The organism is Vibrio sp. R10-SG3-ISO3 (genome assembly GCF_059834225.1).
The window spans coordinates 81,963-101,433 of record NZ_JCBDHE010000047.1 but is presented as its reverse complement, the minus strand read 5'-3'; the positions used below and the strand labels follow the sequence as shown (position 1 = coordinate 101,433).

General features: G+C 46.2%; 18 protein-coding genes. 4 read left to right on the top strand and 14 right to left on the bottom strand.

What is annotated here, in order from left to right; translation table 11 throughout:
* Window positions 1–71: 71 nt before the first annotated feature.
* The 8 genes from AC6R1A_RS14430 to AC6R1A_RS14395 form a co-directional block, all read right to left on the bottom strand.
* Entirely contained in the window at window positions 72–1,640 is a 1,569-nt protein-coding gene (locus AC6R1A_RS14430; protein WP_500633649.1) for an ATP-binding cassette domain-containing protein, read from the bottom strand.
* A gap of 365 nt (window positions 1,641–2,005) precedes the next feature.
* The gene (locus AC6R1A_RS14425; protein ID WP_500633648.1) at window positions 2,006–2,704 is read right to left on the bottom strand and encodes an HAD family hydrolase; all 699 of its coding nucleotides are present in this window, start codon (window positions 2,702–2,704) and stop codon (window positions 2,006–2,008) included.
* 16 nt (window positions 2,705–2,720) lie between these two features.
* Complete coding sequence (locus AC6R1A_RS14420) at window positions 2,721–3,623, bottom strand: EamA family transporter (protein WP_500629530.1); 903 nt, start codon at window positions 3,621–3,623, stop codon at window positions 2,721–2,723.
* Window positions 3,624–3,689: 66 nt separating this feature from the next.
* The gene (gene phnR, locus AC6R1A_RS14415; RefSeq protein ID WP_005442366.1) at window positions 3,690–4,394 is read right to left on the bottom strand and encodes a phosphonate utilization transcriptional regulator PhnR; all 705 of its coding nucleotides are present in this window, start codon (window positions 4,392–4,394) and stop codon (window positions 3,690–3,692) included.
* Window positions 4,395–4,403: 9 nt separating this feature from the next.
* Window positions 4,404–6,128 carry a putative 2-aminoethylphosphonate ABC transporter permease subunit gene (locus AC6R1A_RS14410; RefSeq protein ID WP_500633647.1) on the bottom strand — a complete coding sequence of 575 codons (1,725 nt, stop codon included), beginning with the start codon at window positions 6,126–6,128 and terminating at the stop codon, window positions 4,404–4,406.
* An 8-nt stretch (window positions 6,129–6,136) separates the two neighbouring features.
* Window positions 6,137–7,243, bottom strand: a complete 1,107-nt coding sequence (locus AC6R1A_RS14405) for a putative 2-aminoethylphosphonate ABC transporter ATP-binding protein (RefSeq protein WP_500633646.1) — start codon at window positions 7,241–7,243, stop codon at window positions 6,137–6,139.
* Window positions 7,244–7,391: 148 nt separating this feature from the next.
* Entirely contained in the window at window positions 7,392–8,804 is a 1,413-nt protein-coding gene (locus tag AC6R1A_RS14400; protein ID WP_500633645.1) for an FAD-dependent oxidoreductase, read from the bottom strand.
* Between the two features lie 101 nt (window positions 8,805–8,905).
* Complete coding sequence (locus AC6R1A_RS14395; protein ID WP_138955325.1) at window positions 8,906–9,916, bottom strand: putative 2-aminoethylphosphonate ABC transporter substrate-binding protein; 1,011 nt, start codon at window positions 9,914–9,916, stop codon at window positions 8,906–8,908.
* 266 nt (window positions 9,917–10,182) lie between these two features.
* Between AC6R1A_RS14395 and phnW the strand changes: the two genes are divergently transcribed.
* From phnW to phnX, 3 genes are all read left to right on the top strand, one after another.
* Window positions 10,183–11,286 carry a 2-aminoethylphosphonate--pyruvate transaminase gene (gene phnW, locus AC6R1A_RS14390; protein ID WP_500633644.1) on the top strand — a complete coding sequence of 368 codons (1,104 nt, stop codon included), beginning with the start codon at window positions 10,183–10,185 and terminating at the stop codon, window positions 11,284–11,286.
* A gap of 26 nt (window positions 11,287–11,312) precedes the next feature.
* Entirely contained in the window at window positions 11,313–12,692 is a 1,380-nt protein-coding gene (locus AC6R1A_RS14385) for an aspartate aminotransferase family protein (RefSeq protein WP_500633643.1), read from the top strand.
* 76 nt (window positions 12,693–12,768) lie between these two features.
* Window positions 12,769–13,584, top strand: coding sequence for a phosphonoacetaldehyde hydrolase (phnX, locus tag AC6R1A_RS14380; protein WP_500626696.1), 816 nt, complete (start codon window positions 12,769–12,771; stop codon window positions 13,582–13,584).
* A gap of 303 nt (window positions 13,585–13,887) precedes the next feature.
* Here the strand turns inward: phnX and AC6R1A_RS14375 are convergent, their stop codons facing one another.
* Both AC6R1A_RS14375 and AC6R1A_RS14370 read right to left on the bottom strand, forming a co-directional pair.
* Window positions 13,888–14,766 (bottom strand): alpha/beta hydrolase fold domain-containing protein, encoded by an 879-nt coding sequence (locus AC6R1A_RS14375; RefSeq protein ID WP_500633642.1) that lies wholly within the window; start codon window positions 14,764–14,766, stop codon window positions 13,888–13,890.
* Window positions 14,767–14,798: 32 nt separating this feature from the next.
* Window positions 14,799–15,053 carry a hypothetical protein gene (locus tag AC6R1A_RS14370; RefSeq protein WP_500633641.1) on the bottom strand — a complete coding sequence of 85 codons (255 nt, stop codon included), beginning with the start codon at window positions 15,051–15,053 and terminating at the stop codon, window positions 14,799–14,801.
* A gap of 620 nt (window positions 15,054–15,673) precedes the next feature.
* Here AC6R1A_RS14370 and AC6R1A_RS14365 point away from each other — a divergent pair.
* Window positions 15,674–16,144, top strand: coding sequence for an arsenate reductase/protein-tyrosine-phosphatase family protein (locus tag AC6R1A_RS14365; protein WP_500629539.1), 471 nt, complete (start codon window positions 15,674–15,676; stop codon window positions 16,142–16,144).
* Between the two features lie 134 nt (window positions 16,145–16,278).
* On the opposite strand, the gene arsJ is transcribed toward AC6R1A_RS14365, so the two are convergent.
* The 4 genes from arsJ to AC6R1A_RS14345 are packed head-to-tail and all read right to left on the bottom strand — an operon-like array spanning window position 16,279 to window position 19,420.
* Window positions 16,279–17,505 carry an organoarsenical effux MFS transporter ArsJ gene (gene arsJ, locus AC6R1A_RS14360; protein ID WP_500633640.1) on the bottom strand — a complete coding sequence of 409 codons (1,227 nt, stop codon included), beginning with the start codon at window positions 17,503–17,505 and terminating at the stop codon, window positions 16,279–16,281.
* A gap of 50 nt (window positions 17,506–17,555) precedes the next feature.
* On the bottom strand, window positions 17,556–18,053 hold the full coding sequence (locus tag AC6R1A_RS14355) for a cyclin-dependent kinase inhibitor 3 family protein (RefSeq protein WP_500633639.1): 498 nt from the start codon (window positions 18,051–18,053) through the stop codon (window positions 17,556–17,558).
* Between the two features lie 12 nt (window positions 18,054–18,065).
* Window positions 18,066–19,067, bottom strand: coding sequence for an ArsJ-associated glyceraldehyde-3-phosphate dehydrogenase (locus AC6R1A_RS14350; protein WP_500630740.1), 1,002 nt, complete (start codon window positions 19,065–19,067; stop codon window positions 18,066–18,068).
* Window positions 19,068–19,078: 11 nt separating this feature from the next.
* Complete coding sequence (locus AC6R1A_RS14345; protein WP_500626700.1) at window positions 19,079–19,420, bottom strand: metalloregulator ArsR/SmtB family transcription factor; 342 nt, start codon at window positions 19,418–19,420, stop codon at window positions 19,079–19,081.
* Window positions 19,421–19,471 lie beyond the last annotated feature (51 nt).

The following is a 19,471-nucleotide window of genomic DNA, read 5'->3' as shown; positions in this document are numbered from 1 at the left end:
CCCCGCCCTTCAGTGTGGTGAACACTCGACCTATCCTTGTATAACAATGAGCAGCTCTCTGACTTGGCGCGCTACTCACCAATCTGCCATTCAACCCCTGCGTCCGAAGCAAAATCGTCATCGTGAGTCACCAATAAAAATCCCCCGGGATACTCATTGAGTGCACGCGATAAATCTTGTTTCGAGTCGAGATCAAGATGGTTGTCAGGTTCATCAAGCAGAAGAAAGGGCTGATTGAGTTGGTGACTGACAATTAACATCGCCAGTTTCATTTTCTCGCCGCCGCTTAATACATCCGCCAACCGAAAGACAGTGTCACGCCTAAAGCCTACACCAGCCAACAGAGTACGAGCCTTCATTTCCGTCATACCCTGGCACTGGGTTAACAGGTTATCAAGCATAGAGCGATCGCCTTTTAACGCCGCAAAGTGCTGGTCTAGATAAAAGAACTCAGTATTGATTCTAAGCTGCCCGTCACGCAGTGCGTACTCACCGAGTAGGGTTTCGAGCAAGGTTGATTTGCCGCTGCCATTGTCGCCAACTAGCCGTACCTTATCGTTAGCGGTTAAGCGCAGTGTCATCGGCTCTGAGCGACCATACGCTAAGACGCCATTTTCCATCATCACGACCGATTTATCGCGAACCTTTCTCTCGGTGAGATAAAATGTCTGCGCTCGGTTTTCCTCATACCTTGAAGTTAGCGCTTGCTGCGTCTTATTGAGATAGGTTTGTCGCTGCTGCTCATTTTTATTACGGTTTGAGGCACGAGCCGTCGCTTTGTCCTTTTTACCATCGAGCAAAATCTTAGGCTGACTGCCACCGCGGCGAAGTCGGTTGCCTTGTGCGGCTCTTTGCTCCGCTTTCTCCCGGTTACGTTGCGCCTCCTCCTTGAGCTGTTTTTGCTGCTTTTTGAGATGGGATAATTGCCGCTCAACCGCATTTTGTTCAACGCGTTGCTGCTCGGCATAGTGATCGTAATTACCACCATAGATATTCATCCCTAGGCTCGATAGCGCCCATATTTCATCCATCTCCCGCAATAACGAACGGTCATGACTGATGACTAACACCGCCCCTGAATACTGCCTGATTTGCGCAATTAACCATCGCTTCGCCTTGATATCGAGGTGATTAGAGGGCTCATCGAGAATCAATAATTCCGCCTGTGATTCAAACCGTTGCCAAAGCTGAAGACGAGCCAATTGACCACCACTAAGCTGAGCACATAGCATCTGTGGCTTAGGTGGCAAGCCCAATAGAACCAGTTGCTCAGATAGGCGCTGCGGCAAGTCCCACTCCTCACCGACTTGTTCAAACCACTGCGTGTCGCACTCGCCATTTTCAATCCGCTCAAGCGCCTCGAAAATGGCGTGCTTACCCAAAAATTGGGCAATGGTAAGCTCCCCGCTCACTAGCCCGCCTGCGTGTTGACGATAGATTGCTGTCTTTTGCGGAGACATCACATGGCCAGAGCTAGGCGCTACCTCACCTAACAGAATTGAGGCTAACATGGATTTTCCGACCCCATTACGCCCGACAAGCCCAACGCGGGATTTGGTCATCGAAAAAGTTAAAGAATCAAACAGTCGCTCACCATTTTCAAATTGGTAACTCACTGAACTTGCTCGTAAAAATGGCATAGCAATGCCTCCTGTTGTAACAGGGGCCTTCGCCGCAGCAATAGATAACCGAATGTGTGCAATAAGCGAATTCGTTCTTTGAGGATAGAAATCCTAAACGACACGAACAGCAAATAGTTGATAGTGAGCTACGCCGACTAACCCTGTGAATCCAAAAAACCGATGTGATATGGAAGCAGGTTTAGTTGTTCATCGCGGCGCAATCTCCGATAGAAGTGATGTGGGAAGAGTAGCCCAATGACTAAAGTCGGGTCAAGCCTTGTGAATGAGCCACTGGAAGAGTCGTGAGCCACCACTGAGAATAAGCGAGCAATAGGCTCGCTTTTCTCCATTCGATGAGCGGCATGCTTACAGCCGCTCATCGATTATTTGGCAACCACACCATAAGTATTACGCCCATATTGGGTCCCCCAACACAATATGGGCCAATTGCGCTCTGCCCCTATGATTCTTAGTTTAGGGCATGGATTAACAAGGTAGGTGTAGTCCGCATACTCACACAATGGCAAGTCATTTATGGAGTCTGTAAAAAAGTGAATCTCCGAAAAAGACTGTTTCGTTTCCTTCACCCACTGCTCTAGTCGAGCGACCTTACCCTCGCGATACGTCGCTATGCCGTTTATTTGTGCACTGTAGCAAGCGTGCTGCTCTACCAAATCAATACCCAGAGCAGTTTTAATACCTAAGTAACGCGCTATAACTTCGACTAGAAAAGTGACACTAGCTGAAATAATGATCAACTCTGCGTGTTCGCGTACTAGTTTCTCAATTAGTACCTTAGATTGCGTAAACTGCTTGGGAAGAATATAGCGTTGTACACACTCTTCAACCCAATCACTAACTTGCGCTTTTGGAATAGCCGTAAGCGGTGCTAAAGAAAAATCTAAGTAACACTGCATATCTAACTCTCCTTTCGCATATAGATTCATTAAACGCTTGTCTTCGTCAATAAAGTTATGATCCGTTACAATACCTTTCTCGACTAAAAACTCGTTCCAAATCATAGAGCAGTCGGCATTGATGAGAGTTTCATCCAAATCAAATACATACAAAGGTTTAGACATTTCTTTCTCCAATTAGTCATTTCAGAGCATGAATCAAACCTGTTATCACTAGGACGATTCCTACAGAACGAGTTCGATACCACCTCTCTCCCAAGATATAGATCCCCATAAACAGTCCAAACACAATGCTGATTTGCCTCAGTGCCACCACTAAACTCACATTGTCTGTCATGGTCATCGCAAACAACACCAAGCCGTAGGTGGATGCCATCATTACCCCTGCCATGCTGGCTGTTTTTCGGATCTGCCACGCTGTCTTAATCTCATCTGGCTTGCCTGTAACCAAGCACCACACAAGGGCAGGAATACCTATCGCCCAAAACTGCACGCCTAAGTAAAAGATCGCACTGTACTGATCATTCAAAATCTCTGATGCTTGTTCTGTGAGTAAACTCAGCGCTTCTTTGTCGACCACCGAGTAACCCGTTGTGCCTATTGCGGCAATCAATGCCCAGAACACACCAACGTTCAAATAAGAGCCCAGCGTCATTTGGCGAAAGTTTGTCAGTGGTACCAGCATACAACCAAAGGTAATCAGCAAGAATCCGAGCCACTGCTGACTAGACAATTCATGCCCCAATGCCACACTGATTGCGCCGACCATCATCACAGGCAGTGCCCGAGCAATCGGATAAACCACACCCACGTCTGCGTGCTTATAAGCGACAATCAAACCGACCAGATAGACCATTTGTGAAATGCCGCTAATGAACAGCAATCCCCAAAATTCACTCTGCAATGATGTCCAGCCAATGGTCGCCAAATACCAAATCAGATAAGGGGTAAGAATGGCACAGGCAGAAAAGCTGGCCGCCATCGTAAACGCAAGTCCAGAGCCTGAGTTACTTTTACCAAGGATATTCCAGCCCGCATGGAGAACAGCAGAAAAAACGACGAGACCAATCGCCAACAAATCCATTTCAATGTTCCTGTCTGAATAAAATAAAGGCCCCGAGATGGAGCCTTAGATAATGAGAAAATCCACTTAACGATTGAGTTCCGCCAGAGATTCAATGCTGATGGCATCGTGTCGCCAATACTCGATATCGCAATCAATCAACTCACCGTGCTGGTTATAGTTGATGCGCTCCACCACCATCGCGGGAGTGCCAGCTGTCGCGCGCAGTGCCTGAGCCATTTCACCCAACAAAGTGCTGGTTGAAATGCGGTAGCGAATCTTTTGATACGTCACGCCATAATGATCTCGGTAAATGTCCGTCAGTGAATTTGATAAATCGTAGTCCAACAGGTTCGGAAACAGCTCTGGGCGAATGTAGTTTGTTACGAATACCACAGGTCTGTCTTCAAGGTATCGCACACGGTCGACTCGATACACATCCGAGAAAGGTTGCAAGTCAAGCAAGCGCGCCGCTTGTTTGTTTGCCAAGGTTCCTTTTGCTGCGACCAACTCCGTTTTTGGTACGCGATTTTGCGCTTTCGCCATGTTCGGGAAATTTAGCGTTTGGGTTGGGTCGTAACGCAATGGCTCGGGTGAGATAAACCAACCTCGGCGATCTTCGCGATAGATTCGACCTTCTGCTTCTAGCAGTGATAACGCTTCACGCAAAGTAACGCGTGTAGTATCGAACGACTCCGCCAACTTACGCTCTGCTGGCAGTTTTTGACGCGGCGATAGCATGCCCGCTTCAATCTGCTCAACAATCGAATCTTTAATTTTTACGTATTGCACGAAGTGTCCTTATCTTTTGCGCCAAGCTTGTGTGCGATTCTCTAACAATTTACCCAAAGTCATCTGAACAATCTTCGCAATTGCGGCAGCAATCATGATCATCACCGCCATTGCCGCCGCAGCGCCAGTTTGACCTGCATCGTCCATATTCAGAATCGAGACCGAAGCCGGAATCGTATCGGTTGAGTAAAGGAATACTACCGCAGAAGTGGTGGTCAATGCATTAACAAACAAGTAAGTCGCAATGTCCAAAATCGCAGGTAAACACACAGGTAATGTCACTTTAAAGAACAACTTGTATTGAGGAAGCTTCACCGATGCCGCCGTGGCCTCAATCTCCGATGGCAACTGCTTTAGCGCTGTCAGTGCAGTCATGTGACCCACTGTGTAGTAATGCACTACCGTGTTAATCACTAAGAATGCCATGGTGCCATAAAGCACGTTCAAAGGATTGTTCGCGTCATTGAAGTAAAAGATGTAGCCCAAGCCAAGCACCATACCCGGAACTGCCATTGGCACCACGCTAAGCATTTGCATCACCTGACGAATTGGACCAAACGCACGCCCTTTCTCAATGCAGTATGCACCGACAAAGATGATAGCTGTGCCGATCACTGCCGTCCAACCTGCCAGCGTTAGCGAGTTGAAGAATGGGCTCCAACCGTAAGTGCTCATTTCAGCAAAGTTGTAGTTGTTTAGCGTCAGCGCTTTGTTCCAAGGCCAGAACGTAACTAACGAGCCATACACTGCCATGCCAAGCACAGCCAACACTGCGATAGAAATGATGCTGCAGTAAACCAAACAAATGCTGTCGCGTGCTTTGTTGGGTTCTGGCTGATAAGGCACCGAGCGAGTGTCAAATAAGCTCTTCTGTTTTTTCTGTACCCAACGGTCTGCACCGAACGCCATTACCGCTGGGAATAACAGCATAATGCTGGTCACCGCACCCATAGCAAAGTTTTGCTGTCCCACCACTTGCTTGAAGATGTCAGTCGCCAGAACGTTGTAGCTGCCCCCAATCACTTTCGGCACACCAAAGTCCGTGATAACCAGCGTAAAGACGACGATAAGCGTACTGATCAAACCGAATTTCGCCGCAGGTAACGTCACCATAAAGAAGGTTTTGATGGGTGAGGTTTTAAGTGCGCGGGCTGCTTCATACAAACGGGCATCTGAAGTGCGCAGCGAAGTGGTTAAGATCATCAATGCATGAGGGAAGGTCCAGAAAATCAAACCCATCGAGATACCAATCACGCCGTAAACTGAGTTTCCTAACAACATCTCTTTGGCAATGCCTTGATTACCGAAAAGGAAGATCAAACTGATCGCCGGCAACAACGAAGGCGCAAGAATTGGCGCAGTGCCTAGGATTTGAAACAAACCTTTAAACGGCATGCATGAGCGAGTCAGCGCGTAGGCATAGCCAAACGCAAGCACACCCACTACCGAGGTCACAATCACGCCTAAAGTGAAGGTGTTACCCACCGACACCCACAAGCTTGAAGAGGAAAAGTACGTCGCAAAGTTTGCCAACCCGACAAATTCACCATTGGTATTTTGCACACTCTTGGTCAACATTGCCCAAAGCGGCATTAAGATGAACAGCACCATCATGGTCGACAAACCAGCGAGCAAACCGAACAACACTAGGTTATCGCGGCTGACACGTCCGAGTAAGGATTTTGCTTTGTCTTGAGTGGTCAGGCTATTCATCGTCATTGTCTTCGCATCCATGTTTACACCTACGCCGCTAGCGCTTCATCAACCGAGGGCACGGCGTAACCATGCAGCCCTTCTTCAGCAAACTGGATGTAACGTACATCGCCCGCCTTGATATTGAGTTTTTGAACCGTTTCCACAGGCACATCCACGACGATGGTTTTCGTTGAGCTGTCGTTTTGCAATACGCAATCAATGCGGAAAAACGCCCCCAAAAACTCGGTAGCCGTAACTCGCACTGGTAAAGAGTTGGTGTAGTTTTCAACAAACTTGATGCTTTCAGGACGCACTGCAAGGTCGAAGCGGTCACCACGTTGGATCTTACGATTGGTCAAGCTTGGCGCTGGCATTAGGGTTTCTGCAATTCGTACTTGGGAGTCCGTTGCTACTGAGGTTTCAATAAAGTTCATGCTGCCGACAAACTCAGCGACAAAGCGCGTGGCTGGTTGCTGGTAGATCTCTTGAGGCGTACCGACTTGCTCAATCACACCATGGTTCATTACCACAATACGATCCGCCATCGACAACGCTTCATCCTGATCGTGCGTAACCATGATGGTGGTGATGCCCAGCTTGCGTTGCAACTTACAAATCTCGTCACGTAAGTGAACACGTACTTTTGCATCCAGCGCTGACAGCGGCTCGTCAAGTAACAGTAGACCCGGTGACAGCGCCAACGCCCGAGCCAAAGCGACACGCTGCTGCTGACCACCAGAAAGTTGGTTAGGGAATTTCTCGCCAGAGGTTGGAAGACCAATGGTTTCTAACCAGTAATCCACCTTCTCTAACGCTTCTTTGGTCGACATGCCTTGGTTCTTCAAACCCACTGCAATGTTCTCTTGCACAGTTAGGTTCGGAAACAGCGCGTAAGATTGGAATACGATGCCGAAATCGCGCTTCTCTGGTGGTAGGAATGTGGTCTCTTGACCGTTTTGAAAGATTGCACCAGATGTTGGTAGGTCTAAGCCTGCAATGGCACGTAATAGAGTGGTTTTACCGCAGCCAGAAGGACCAAGAAAACAAACGAACTCGCCCTTTTCGATCGCTAGCGAGATTTTCTTTAATGCAGTGAACTGTCCGAACTGCTTCACTACATTTTCAATATTTAGGTAATGTTGATTAGTTGACATAACACACGCTCCAAATGGTATATACCAAGTTTAGTTTTGGTGTGTTACATCACAATGACAGATTTATAGACAAAAAATGACGAATGTAACATCGACACAAAAGAAAAAGCTGCACCTGAAAGAGATGCAGCTTCAACTCCGGTAATAGTTAACTGATTTTATCCGCCTTTCCTGCTGGACCCGCTAACTTAGCTAATTGTTTATCTATCCACAGTGGCGTTTGCCCTTCATCTTCGGCATTTTCTTTCCTACGAACAGCGTCACGTACAATCATCGCTCCGATCCAACGCAATGGTTCTGGTGGAAAATGACCTAATGGACCATTTGTCATACCACACCGTGTCCATGGATTATCAAGACCTAAAACCAATGACGATAATATTTTTCCGCCAATACGTGTTTGAGCAACACCGTTACCCGAATACCCTAAGCCATAAAATATGTTTGATTGATTATTGAGCCTACCGAAAAATGGCAAACCGGAAACAGACCTATCGGAACCGCCAGACCAATGATAGGCAAAAGACGATTGCTGTAACTTAGGAAATAATTTTTGAAAAGATCGATTCAATAAAGGTAGATAATTGCTTGGCTGGTGAAACATCGAATCGACTCGGTTGGCGAATGAGAACTTATTTCCACCTTTACCAAGCATTAAGCGTCCATCACGACTATCCCGATAGTAGTGTACAAATATCCTTGAATCGACAACTGTCACCCCCTTTTCCGGGCCGTCTGATTCCAGGCGTTTTACGATCGGATCGGTGATCAACATATCGGAAGACACAACTACTATGCTTCGTTTAAACTCTCTGAAATGTTCTACCATCCAAGCATTTAGAGCAATGACCACCTTATCAGCAACCAACGCACCATTGGGGGTCGTTAATTTAGCTGGTTGACCATAGTCTAGCTTGGTCATTGGGCTATTCTCAAAAACTTGGATCCCCATTTTTAACGCGACATTTCTCAGACCTCGAGCTAAAAGAGCGGGTTGAACACTAGCGGCAGCGGGTGAGTAATACCCTTCGACATGACGATCAGAGCCTGCTTTCTTGGCTACCTCCTCTCCACACTTTTGCCAACTGTTGATACCTAACCGCGTTAATTCATCAACGACAGGTTGCATTGCTCCTCTTTGAGCCTGATTGGTTGCGGTATAGTACGTACCACTTCTGTTCAAGTGCGCATCAATACCATGCTGAACACAAAACTCTTCAATTTCGTAAATGACCTTTTCAGACTCCTCGACCAACCACTTCGCTTGCTGCTCACCATACAGTTTTTTTAGAGTCGGGTACTTGGTCGACCACGTTAGCATACAGCCGCCATTCGCACCTGAAGCTCCACTCCCACAGAGCGATTTTTCAATCACTGCGATATCTTTATCGGGTTGTTGTTGCTTTAATAGTATCGCGGTCCATAACCCAGTATACCCTCCACCAACAATCGCGATATCACAATACAGCTCCTCTTTGAGCGGGGTGTAAGTGACTTGCTCGAAGGACCCAAATTCCTGTTCAATGGCTTGCTTAAACCAATAAGAATGGTGTTGTTTCATTTTGTATATTCCAGGCGAAGTGCAGAGTGAGTGGTGATTCAACGACCAATAAAGGAAGATAATGTCTTCCTTTATTGGTAAGAGGGCAAATAGATAAATGGCTACGATTTTGGCTCTGATTTCGCGTCAAACTTCTCAGACCATGCTGCTAGGATTTCTGCACGCTTGCTGCCCATTTGCGCGAAGTCCATCTTCGCCATGTTCTCTTGAACATTAGGGAAGTTAGACACAGTCGCTTTAACTTCTTTATGTGCAACCACTGGGTACATTTCTACGTAAAGCTCGTTTGCTACTTTAGAGATTGACCAGTCGACAACGCGCTTCGCTGCATCAGACTCTTTTACTAGACCAACGGCTTCTGATTCCCAGCCGATGCCTTTTGGTGTGATAACCGCTAGTGGTGCGCCTTGTGTTTTTAGCTTCGCGCCGCGGCTCGCCATCGAAATACCGATAGCCACTTCACCCATACCCGCTTGAACACATGGCTTAGAGCCAGAGTGCGTGTAGTGTGCAATATTCTTGTCTAAGTCACGCATGTAGTTCCATGCCTGATCTTCACCCATGTTTTGTAGCCAAGCAGAAACCTGCATGTAGCCAGTGCCAGAAGAAGCTGGGTTCGGCATTGCAATGTGACCTTTGTAAACCGGCTTTGTTAGGTCTTCCCAAGACGTTGGCTTAGGCAGGTTAAGTTGTTTCGCTACCGCTTCGTTGAAACAAACTGCGTTAAAGAACGCATCGTTACCAAACCAAGCTTGGTTTGATTGAGGGTCGTTTAGGTTCGCGTGGAGCTCTTCCAAACCTTTTGGTGTGTAAGGCTTAAGAAGACCTTCATCTTTAAGCAGTGCCATTGACGAGCCAGCCAGACCCCAAACCACTTCCGCTTGAGGGTTGTTCTTTTCTGCCAGCAATTTCGCCGTCATGATACCGGTGGAATCGCGAACCCACTTAATCTTGATATCTGGGTTATCTTTCTCAAACGCAGACTTGTATTTAGCAAGAATGTCAGTTTCGAAAGCGGTGTAAACCGTGACTTCCTGTGCTGCCATTGCATTCGTAGCTAGCAGAGAGACAAGTGCAGCTAGCGATCCTTTCATCAAACGGTTTTTCATCATTTTCTCCAGTTAATTTGGCTAAGTTTTCATTTGGTCTGTACCAGTTGACAATAACCACCCTACTGAGCCTTTGTGACGAATTCATGACCATTAAATGGCAGTTTTACGAAAATTTGCGATGAATAATCGTTCAATTGTTCCGCCATTTTCTGGATATTAAAGTTTTATGAAATTGGATATTTGCCTATTTACTGCCCTTTTCTTCCTCGCTAGAGTGAACTCAAAACTTGGTGTAGACCAATTAGCCTATTCTGATGGAAATCGAGATGAAAAACGAATACCTACTACTGACTCCAGGTCCTCTATCTACTTCTGAAACGGTACGTGAAGCCATGCTTAAAGACTGGTGTACTTGGGATGATGAATACAACAAAGACATTGTAGAAGTGATCCGCACTAAGCTTGTAAAACTGGCGACGGAGCAAGACGGCTACACCAGCGTACTAATGCAAGGTAGCGGCACCGCATCAGTAGAAGCAACGATTGGCAGTGCCATTGGCAAAGATGGAAAATTGTTGGTTGTCGACAACGGTGCTTACGGTGCGCGTATCGCTCAGATCGCTGATTACCTAAATATTCCATGCCATGTAGTTTCCCCAGGCGAAACATCACAGCCACACTTGAACGAGGTGGAAACTGCATTGGCATCGGATCCTGCGATCACACACGTGGCGATTGTTCACTGTGAGACAACCACTGGCATGCTGAATCCAATTGAGGCATTTGCTTCTGCGGCAAAAGCACACGGTAAAGTCGTGATTCTCGATGCCATGTCGAGCTTTGGTGGCATTCCTATCGATATCGCAGAGCTAGGCATCGATTTTATGATCAGCTCTGCAAACAAATGTATTCAAGGCGTACCGGGTTTTGGCTTTGTGATTGCGAAACAAACTGAGCTAGAAAAGTGCCAAGGTCAGGCACGTTCTTTGAGCCTTGATCTTTACGACCAGTGGCATTGTATGGAAGTGAACCACGGCAAATGGCGTTTCACGTCTCCAACTCACACGGTTCGCGCTTTCTACCAAGCATTGCTAGAACTGGAACAAGAAGGCGGCATTGAGGCTCGTCATAACCGCTACCAAACTAACCAGAAAACACTGGTTGCAGGTATGCGTTCTCTGGGGTTTGAGCCACTGCTGAGTGATGACCTTCACTCGCCAATAATCACTTCTTTCTACTCTCCGACGCACAGTGATTACCAGTTCAAAGCGTTCTACACGCGTCTGAAAGAGCAAGGTTTTGTGATTTATCCGGGTAAGGTATCGAACGCAGATTGCTTCCGTATCGGCAACATTGGCGAAGTTTACCCAGAAGATATCGAGCGCTTAATCGGTGCGATTGAAAAAGCAATGTACTGGCAAGTTGCGTAAATCAGCCTTCTGATTGAGAGAGCGTTATGACTCAGAATATCAAATCGACTCATTTTCGTAGTGAAGGCGATGTCAACACAACACCAGCGCGCCAAGCTTGGAATGCATCGATGGACGACGAACGCACGCAAGCATTATTGAAGCGTGATTCGGAAGTCTTTCTTCATCAAGCCATGTCAACGCCTTGCTTAGATACATTGGAAGCAGCAGAAGGCATCTACATCGAAGATGCTATCGGCAAAAAGTACATGGATTTCCATGGCAATAACGTCCATCAACTGGGCTACGGCCATCCGCATGTGATTAAACGCGTGCAAGAGCAAATTGCCAAACTGCCGTTTTCACCACGTCGTTTTACCAACGAGACCGCGATTGAATGTGCCGAAAAACTCACCCAAATCTGTGGCGGCGAATTGAACCGCGTGTTGTTTGCTCCGGGTGGCACATCTGCGGTTGGCATGGCACTTAAACTAGCGCGCCACATCACGGGCAACTACAAGGTGGTCTCTCTGTGGGACTCCTTCCACGGCGCATCATTGGATGCCATCTCAGTAGGTGGCGAAGCGTGTTTCCGCCAAGGCATGGGTCCATTAATGGCAGGTGTTGAGCGCATTCCACCAGCGGTGTCATACCGTGGTGCTTTCCCAGTTGCGGACGGCAGCGACGTGCATTACGCCGACTACCTTGAATACGTGATTGAGAAAGAAGGCGGCGTGGGCGCGTTTATCGCAGAAGCGGTTCGAAACACGGATGTTCAAGTGCCAAGTAAAGCCTACTGGAAACGCATCCGTGAAATCTGTGACAAACACAATGTCATGCTGATCATCGACGACATCCCTAACGGCATGGGTCGCAGCGGTGAATGGTTTACCTACCAAGCCTACGACATCGAGCCAGATATGCTCTGCATCGGTAAAGGTTTGGGCGGAGGCTTAGTGCCTATCGCAGCCATGGTAACCAAAGACAAATACAACACCGCCGAGCAAATCTCCATGGGTCATTACACTCATGAGAAAAGCCCTATCGGTTGTGCTGCAGCACTGGCAACCATGGAAGCCATTGAACAAGACGGCTTGCTAAATAAAGCCAAAGCCGACAGCCAGTTCATGCGTGAAAAGCTGCTAGAGATGAAAGCCAAGTACCCAGTGATTGGTGATGTGCGTGGCATCGGCATGTTGTGGGGCATTGAGCTGGTCACCGACCACGAAAGCAAAGCACGCGCGTATGACGAAGCGGAAGCTGTGCTTTACCAATGCCTCAACAATGGCTTGAGCTTCAAGGTATCGCAAGGCAATGTGATTCAACTCAGCCCACCGCTGATCATCACTCGCGAACAACTGACAGAAGCGTTGGCGATCTTCGAAGAAGCCATCGCCAAAGTGTGCAAAGACTTTAACTACTTCTAACCTCAAAACCAATTGATTCAGAGCGCAGTTCCGACGTGTAGGCAAGCGCTCTGGCAAGCAAAAAAAAGGATTGAACATGAGCAACTCACCAATTCAAGCAGTGATCTTTGACTGGGCTGGCACTATCGTCGATTTCGGCTCTTTTGCGCCAACCAGCATCTTTGTGGAAGCATTCAAACAAGGCTTTGATTTTGAAATCGACCTTGAAGAAGCGCGCGAACCAATGGGTCTTGGTAAGTGGGATCACATCCAAGCTGTGGGTCGTATTCCTGCGGTTGATAAGCGTTGGAATGAGAAGTTTGGTCGCTCAATGACCAGCGAAGACATCGACGCTATCTACGCAGCATTTATGCCTCTGCAAAAAGCAAAAGTGGCTGACCATGCAGACCCAATCCTTAATGCGATTGAAGTTGTGAACGGTCTGAAAGACAAAGGCATCAAGATCGGTTCTTGTTCTGGTTACCCTCGCGAAGTGATGGACGTGCTAATTCCAGTGGCAGCGGATTACGGCTACAAGCCAGATTACGTAGTAGCAACGGATGACCTACCGCAAGGTGGTCGCCCTGCACCATTTATGGCACTGAAGAACGTGATTGAGCTTAATGTTACTGACGTTAATGCGTGTATCAAAGTGGATGACGCAGCACCGGGTATCGACGAAGGTCACAACGCCGGTATGTGGACCGTTGGCTTGCTGCTTTCTGGTAACGAAGCAGGTCTAACGTTTGAAGAATACCAAGCCGCGGACGAAGCAACGCTTAATGCTGCTCGTGAAAAAGCGCGAGCAAAATTGCTCAAGAGCTCGCCGCACTACCTCATCGATACGATCGCAGACCTCCCTAGTGTGATTAAAGATATCGAGAGACGTTTGTACGTTGGTGAACGCCCTTAGTGTGTATTGGTTCTGACTAGATCTGATACTTCAATTTCAAAAGAAGACAGTTACCCACTTTGACTGAAGGCGCTGCATCCGCAATCAAAGTGAGTAACTCTGATGCTTCATACTAATCACCAAACTACCACTATCTAAACTCAACCTTACTGCGATTCAACCACTGCCTGAAAATGAGCCAGCCGCTCCCATTAATCAGAATGATAAAATGCCCAATAGAGATACATGAAAAAGCCAACTGTAATCACAGTTGGCTCAGTATTCCCCCTTGAACTTTTAAGCCTTATATTGACTAGAGAGCTGTTAGTTCGGAAAGTGTTTATTTAAGAAGTCCAAAACATGAGTAACGTACTTCTCGGTATCAAAGACAGGTGCACTGTGTCCTACACCTTCTTCAATGAAAAGTTGGTTGGTAACTCCATACTCATCAAGCTTAGCCTTAAGTATCTCACTTTGAGATAGAGGCACTCGCTTATCCAAGGTGCCGTGTAACTGTATATATGGTGGAGTATTTTCATTCACATAACTCGTCGTTGATGCTTTCTTGGCAAGCTTTGGAATATTGTTTGGAATATCTCCTAAGAAACGAGATACAGACGATTTTTTGCTGGTTTTCTTGCCACCTTTATTACTTAACGCAAGTAAATCGGTAGGGCCAAAAAAGCTTACTACGGCTGAGACCTTGTACTTTGGTGGCTCATAGAAATCTACTTGGTTGTATGCCGAGTTAGTCGCACCAATAAAGCCAGCGAGGTGCCCGCCAGCAGAACGTCCCATGATCACAACATTGTCCGCTTTAATACCGAGCTTTTCAGCATTGTCGTACAAATAGTTCAGTGCATCATTAATGTCTTGTACTGGTTGAGGGAAGATCGCTTCTCCACTTAAGCGATAATCAACTGAAGCTAGCGCATAACCTTCATTCAACACAGACTGAAGTAATAATGGGTTCTTTTCTGGGATGGCGTCTTTGCTCCCACGTTTCCATGCACCACCATGTACCCAGACTAATAACGGGTACTGAGTATTTGATTCAACCGAAGGAGTATAAAGATCGAGTTTAATCTCTCTCTCACCTACAGTTTTGAACAAGATATCCTTCTCTACATTGAACTCCCCAGCCAAACAGACAAAGGGCATAAGTAGCAGAGAGGTCATCGCAGACTTAATTTTCGTATTCATTGTTTTATTATTCGCTTAAAAAAGTGAGTAGATTAGAAAGTCGCTTCAGCCGCTAACCAGTAGCGTCGGCCATCTTCAATGTAGCCAAACTCTTCCTCTGTGGTTTGCTCATCGAACAAGTTATAAACCGCTGCCATTAACTTCACATTCTTAGTTACACGCCAGTTCACACCGAGATCTACGTAAGTAATAGAAGGTGCCAACGTTCTTGTGCTATCACTAGTGATGTTGTTTTTCTCTTTGCCTTGATAGTTCATGCGGGCCCATGAAGCAACATCATCACGCACTGCCCAATCACCATTAAGTGAGAAGTGTAGTGGTCAACACCATCAAGCTTCCAGTAGGTGGTATAGTACATAAATCTCTAAAGTTTGTGGTAAGTGTTTTCGATACTACAAGGCACTATTGAAACACAAGTCTGGTAGCAGGACAGTTTCCGTGCTAACACGAAAAGGGGCAGAAACAAGTCAACACAAACCTTGCAGACTTAAGGGCACAAAATGAACTACAGAAGTCAATAGAGCGAGTAATGGAGGTACCGTCATGCGCTGCTTTGCGATGGTCTATCCAACATATGATAACAAAAAAGCGAGCACAAAGCTCGCCTCTATCTATTTGATTTTAAATGAAATTAAAGCAACTCAACCGACTGCTGGGCAATCACAAATTCTTCGTTGGTTTGGTTTCTATTAGTATCGCACCTACTAACAGGGATTTGGACAGAAATGTTTTATATGGTTTACTAAGGTATGGAAAAATTTATTGTGCAATATTGATAGTGCAGACGACTCGCTTTCTCGGCGTATTTCCATGAGTTAGCTCATGCCTATTTTCAACCGTCAACAAACTGTAATGAAAGCATGATAAATGTCGAATTTAGTAATCCTAAACATCTGCAGGGCAATTGATGAAAATATTATTTGTGTGCAAACATAATGCAAGCAGAAGCATTTTGGCTGAAGCAATTGCAAAAAAATACCTGCCTGAAAATTTCCAAATCGCAAGTGGCGGTAGCCATCCTAAGGGTCAGATCAATCCTCGTATTGCACAATACCTTGATATGCTTGGTTTTGATGCCTCTGAGTTTCACAGCACGTCATGGGAAGAAAGGCTGAGCTTCCATCCAGATCTAATAATTACTGTGTGTGACACAATGCACAATGAAACTTGCCCAAACTGGTTATCTGCTGGTATTCGTGTTGCTTGGGATCTTGAGCCATTGCCTAATGATGAAGCTTCAGTCTCCGAATTTAACAAGCAGTGCGATAAAGTATACTCCTCTCTAAAACGAAGAATTGAAGCTCTTGCAAACATCGATTTTCAAAACCTCGATTCTGAAGAAATAAAACAGCATGTGCTCGATCTGAAATCAATGTAGATAAGTGTATACGTAACGAACTGATACTACTTCATTAACGTTTTTTATAGCTCTCGCTTATTCGATGACTTGAGGCTAAAAAATAATGCCAGCAATCGTAGCTGGCATTGGTGAACAAATCTGCTTAGTTTTATTTATTGCTGAGCCAGTTTTTGATTTTCACCTGTCGGCAACCAAAACGAAATAATGGTCGTTAATGCTAAGAAGGCAAAGGATACCCACAGACAGGCTGAGAAGCCCCACATTTGGAACACCCATCCAGATAAAACCGTCCCTATCAAACGTCCCATTGCGTTTGCCATGTAGTAGAAACCGACATCCAGAGAAACACCATCGCCCTTGGCATAGCTGACTATTAGGTACGAGTGTAAAGATGAGTTAACCGCAAACACAGCGCCAAAGATCATCAGTCCAACGACAATCACCACTTCTGGGTGCCATTGTTGCTGAATACTATAAGCAATCACGCCAGTCACAACAGACAATATCAGCGCCCACACTATCGCGGCTTTACCATCAGGCGCATGCCCCGATTTACTGCCTGTGATCTTTGGTGCAATCCCTTGAATGATACCGTAACCGATAACCCAAATAGCCAAGAATCCACCTACGGCGCTATGATCCCATCCAAATACAGATCCCAAATAAATAGGCAGTGCAATCACAAACCAAACGTCACGCGCACCGAACAAAAACATACGAGCAGCAGATAGAATGTTCACGCTGCTCGATTTGGAAAAAATTTCAGAGAACTTAGGTTTATTTTTCGCTTTGCCAAGATCGGATTTAAGGCTAATCACACTGCCGATAAAGACCAGTAAAAGAACACCCGCCATCGCAGCTACCGCATATTGGAAGCCAATCATCGATAACAACGCACCACCTAAGAAAAATCCTGCACCTTTTAGCGCGTTTTTAGAGCCTGTAAGTATGGCAATCCACTTATACAATGCTCCTTGTGCATTCTCTGGCACCAAGGTTTTGATGGAGCTTTTCGCGCTCATCTTGTTTAGATCTTTGGCAATACCTGACAAGGCTTGTGCAGCCATGACCCATGGAATTGAGAGCCAACTTGCAGGAACGGCCAGCATTGAAAGAGCGATGATTTGCATTCCCAAGCCAATATTCATCGTTCGGTTCAAACCAAGACGAGCACCTAGCCAGCCACCGATAAGGTTAGTGACAACGCCAAAGAATTCATAAAAAAGAAACAGGGAGGCGATCTCTAAGGTTGAATACCCCAAGTCATAAAAATAGAGCACCACCAACATACGTAGTGCGCCATCGGTAACGGTGAAGTTCCAATAGTTAAATGTGACCAACATGTACTGGCGGACATTTTGGTTGAGCTTCGACAACATATTTACTCTCTTTAAAAAAAAGAGCCGCCTTAGGCAGCTCTTTAAGGCTTTTACTGGTTACCAAATTGGTGGATGTACTCAACTTGTACATCTTTGGTAAATGCGCCAGGTCTTAACGACTGGACATGGGTGATGATTTCTTGCAGCTCCCAACCTTTCTCTAGCAAAAGATGGGCAGCAAGCAAACCTGTCCGTCCCGATCCCCCCATGCAATGCATCGCTATCTTTTCGCCATGTTCTATAGCTTTGTGTAGCGAAGGGGATATATGTTTCCAGCGAGCCTGAAAATCTTCACCTGGAGCACAGTCATCTTCTATCGGTGTGTGAAACCATTGCAAACCTGCTTTTTCGACAATATTAGGCAGATCGCCAACGCCTTTTTCTTGCATCTCATGAGTGCTCAGTGCTGTAACAACGACAGTTACACCTTGAGATTTGAGTTGATCAATACTGTCACTTAGCGACGCTTCTTTAGTGCCAGGGCAAGGAGTTAGTACTAACGCTGCGTTATTGTCTTCAACAGGCAGTTCCCACGTAGGATGTGTCATTTGTTTGCTTCCTTATGCTAGGCCGACTTTACGAACAAGTTCTGCGGTACGTGTTGCGTAACCCATTTCGTTGTCATACCACGCATAGATTTTAACCATACGCTTGCCAACCACCATAGTTGAAAGCGCATCGACAATCGTTGAACGTTGGTCCCCTTTGTAATCAATAGAGACAAGAGGGCGTTCTTCGAAACCAAGTATGCCTTTCAGTTCATTCTGCGACGCTTCTTTAAGTAAGTCGTTAACCTCTTCAGCCGTAGTGTCACGCTTAACATCAAAAATAATGTCGGTTAAAGAGGCGTTAGCTAACGGCACGCGCACTGCATGACCATCAATTTTTCCTTTAAGTTCAGGGAAAATTTCGATAATCGCTTTCGCAGAACCTGTAGTTGTTGGGATCAAACTCATACCACAAGCACGCGCACGGCGCAGGTCTTTATGCGGAGCATCGAGAATAGTTTGGGTGTTAGTGAGGTCGTGGATCGTTGTAAATGACGACTGCTCAATACCGAGCTTCTCATGAATCACTTTCACCACAGGTGCAATGCAGTTTGTGGTACAAGAGGCAGCGGTCACAATCTGGTGTTTTTCTGGGTCAAAAATGTGGTCGTTAACACCAACAACAATGTTAGCAATCCCATCCTCTTTTACTGGGGCGGAAACCACCACACGTTTAACACCTTGTGCCAGATACAGATTTAAGTACTCAGATTTACGGTGCTTACCCGTTGCTTCAATCACCACGTCACAACCTGACCAATCTACCGCATCGATGGCTTTCTCTTGTGAGGTAGCAATGCTTTTACCGTTGATGATGATGGCGTTACCTTCACTCGCCACTTCGTGGTGCCAGCGACCTTGCACTGAGTCAAACTCAAGCAGGTGAGCTAAGGTTGCCGCATCACCTGCCACATCGTTAATCTGAACGAACTCGATTTCAGGCCAATCAAACGACGCTCTCAGCGCTAAACGTCCAATACGACCGAATCCATTAATTCCTACTTTGATAGACATCTTATTTTCCTTTAAACACAACATTCTGGACGAGATTTCATCTCGGATAAGCGTTGAATATCTTGCTGGTATTCTGCTTTTAGGCAGTTAGAGTCAACTAGCCCTTGGATCTGTTTTCTCATCCAACCAGGAAGCTGATCCGATAAGCGGTAAAAAACCCATTGCCCCTGACGGGTATCAACCACCACACCACTTGAACGTAGCAATGCAAGGTGGCGAGAAATTTTAGGCTGGCTTTCGTTAAGGGCTTCTGTCAGTTCCCCGACACAGACCTTTTCTTCACGGGCAATCATCAACAAGCAACGAACCCGCGTTTCATCTGAAATTAATTTAAAAAACTGGTGAGGTAACATGCTCAGTCCTGCGGTATATGTATATGCGTATATATTATTTTATATATAAGG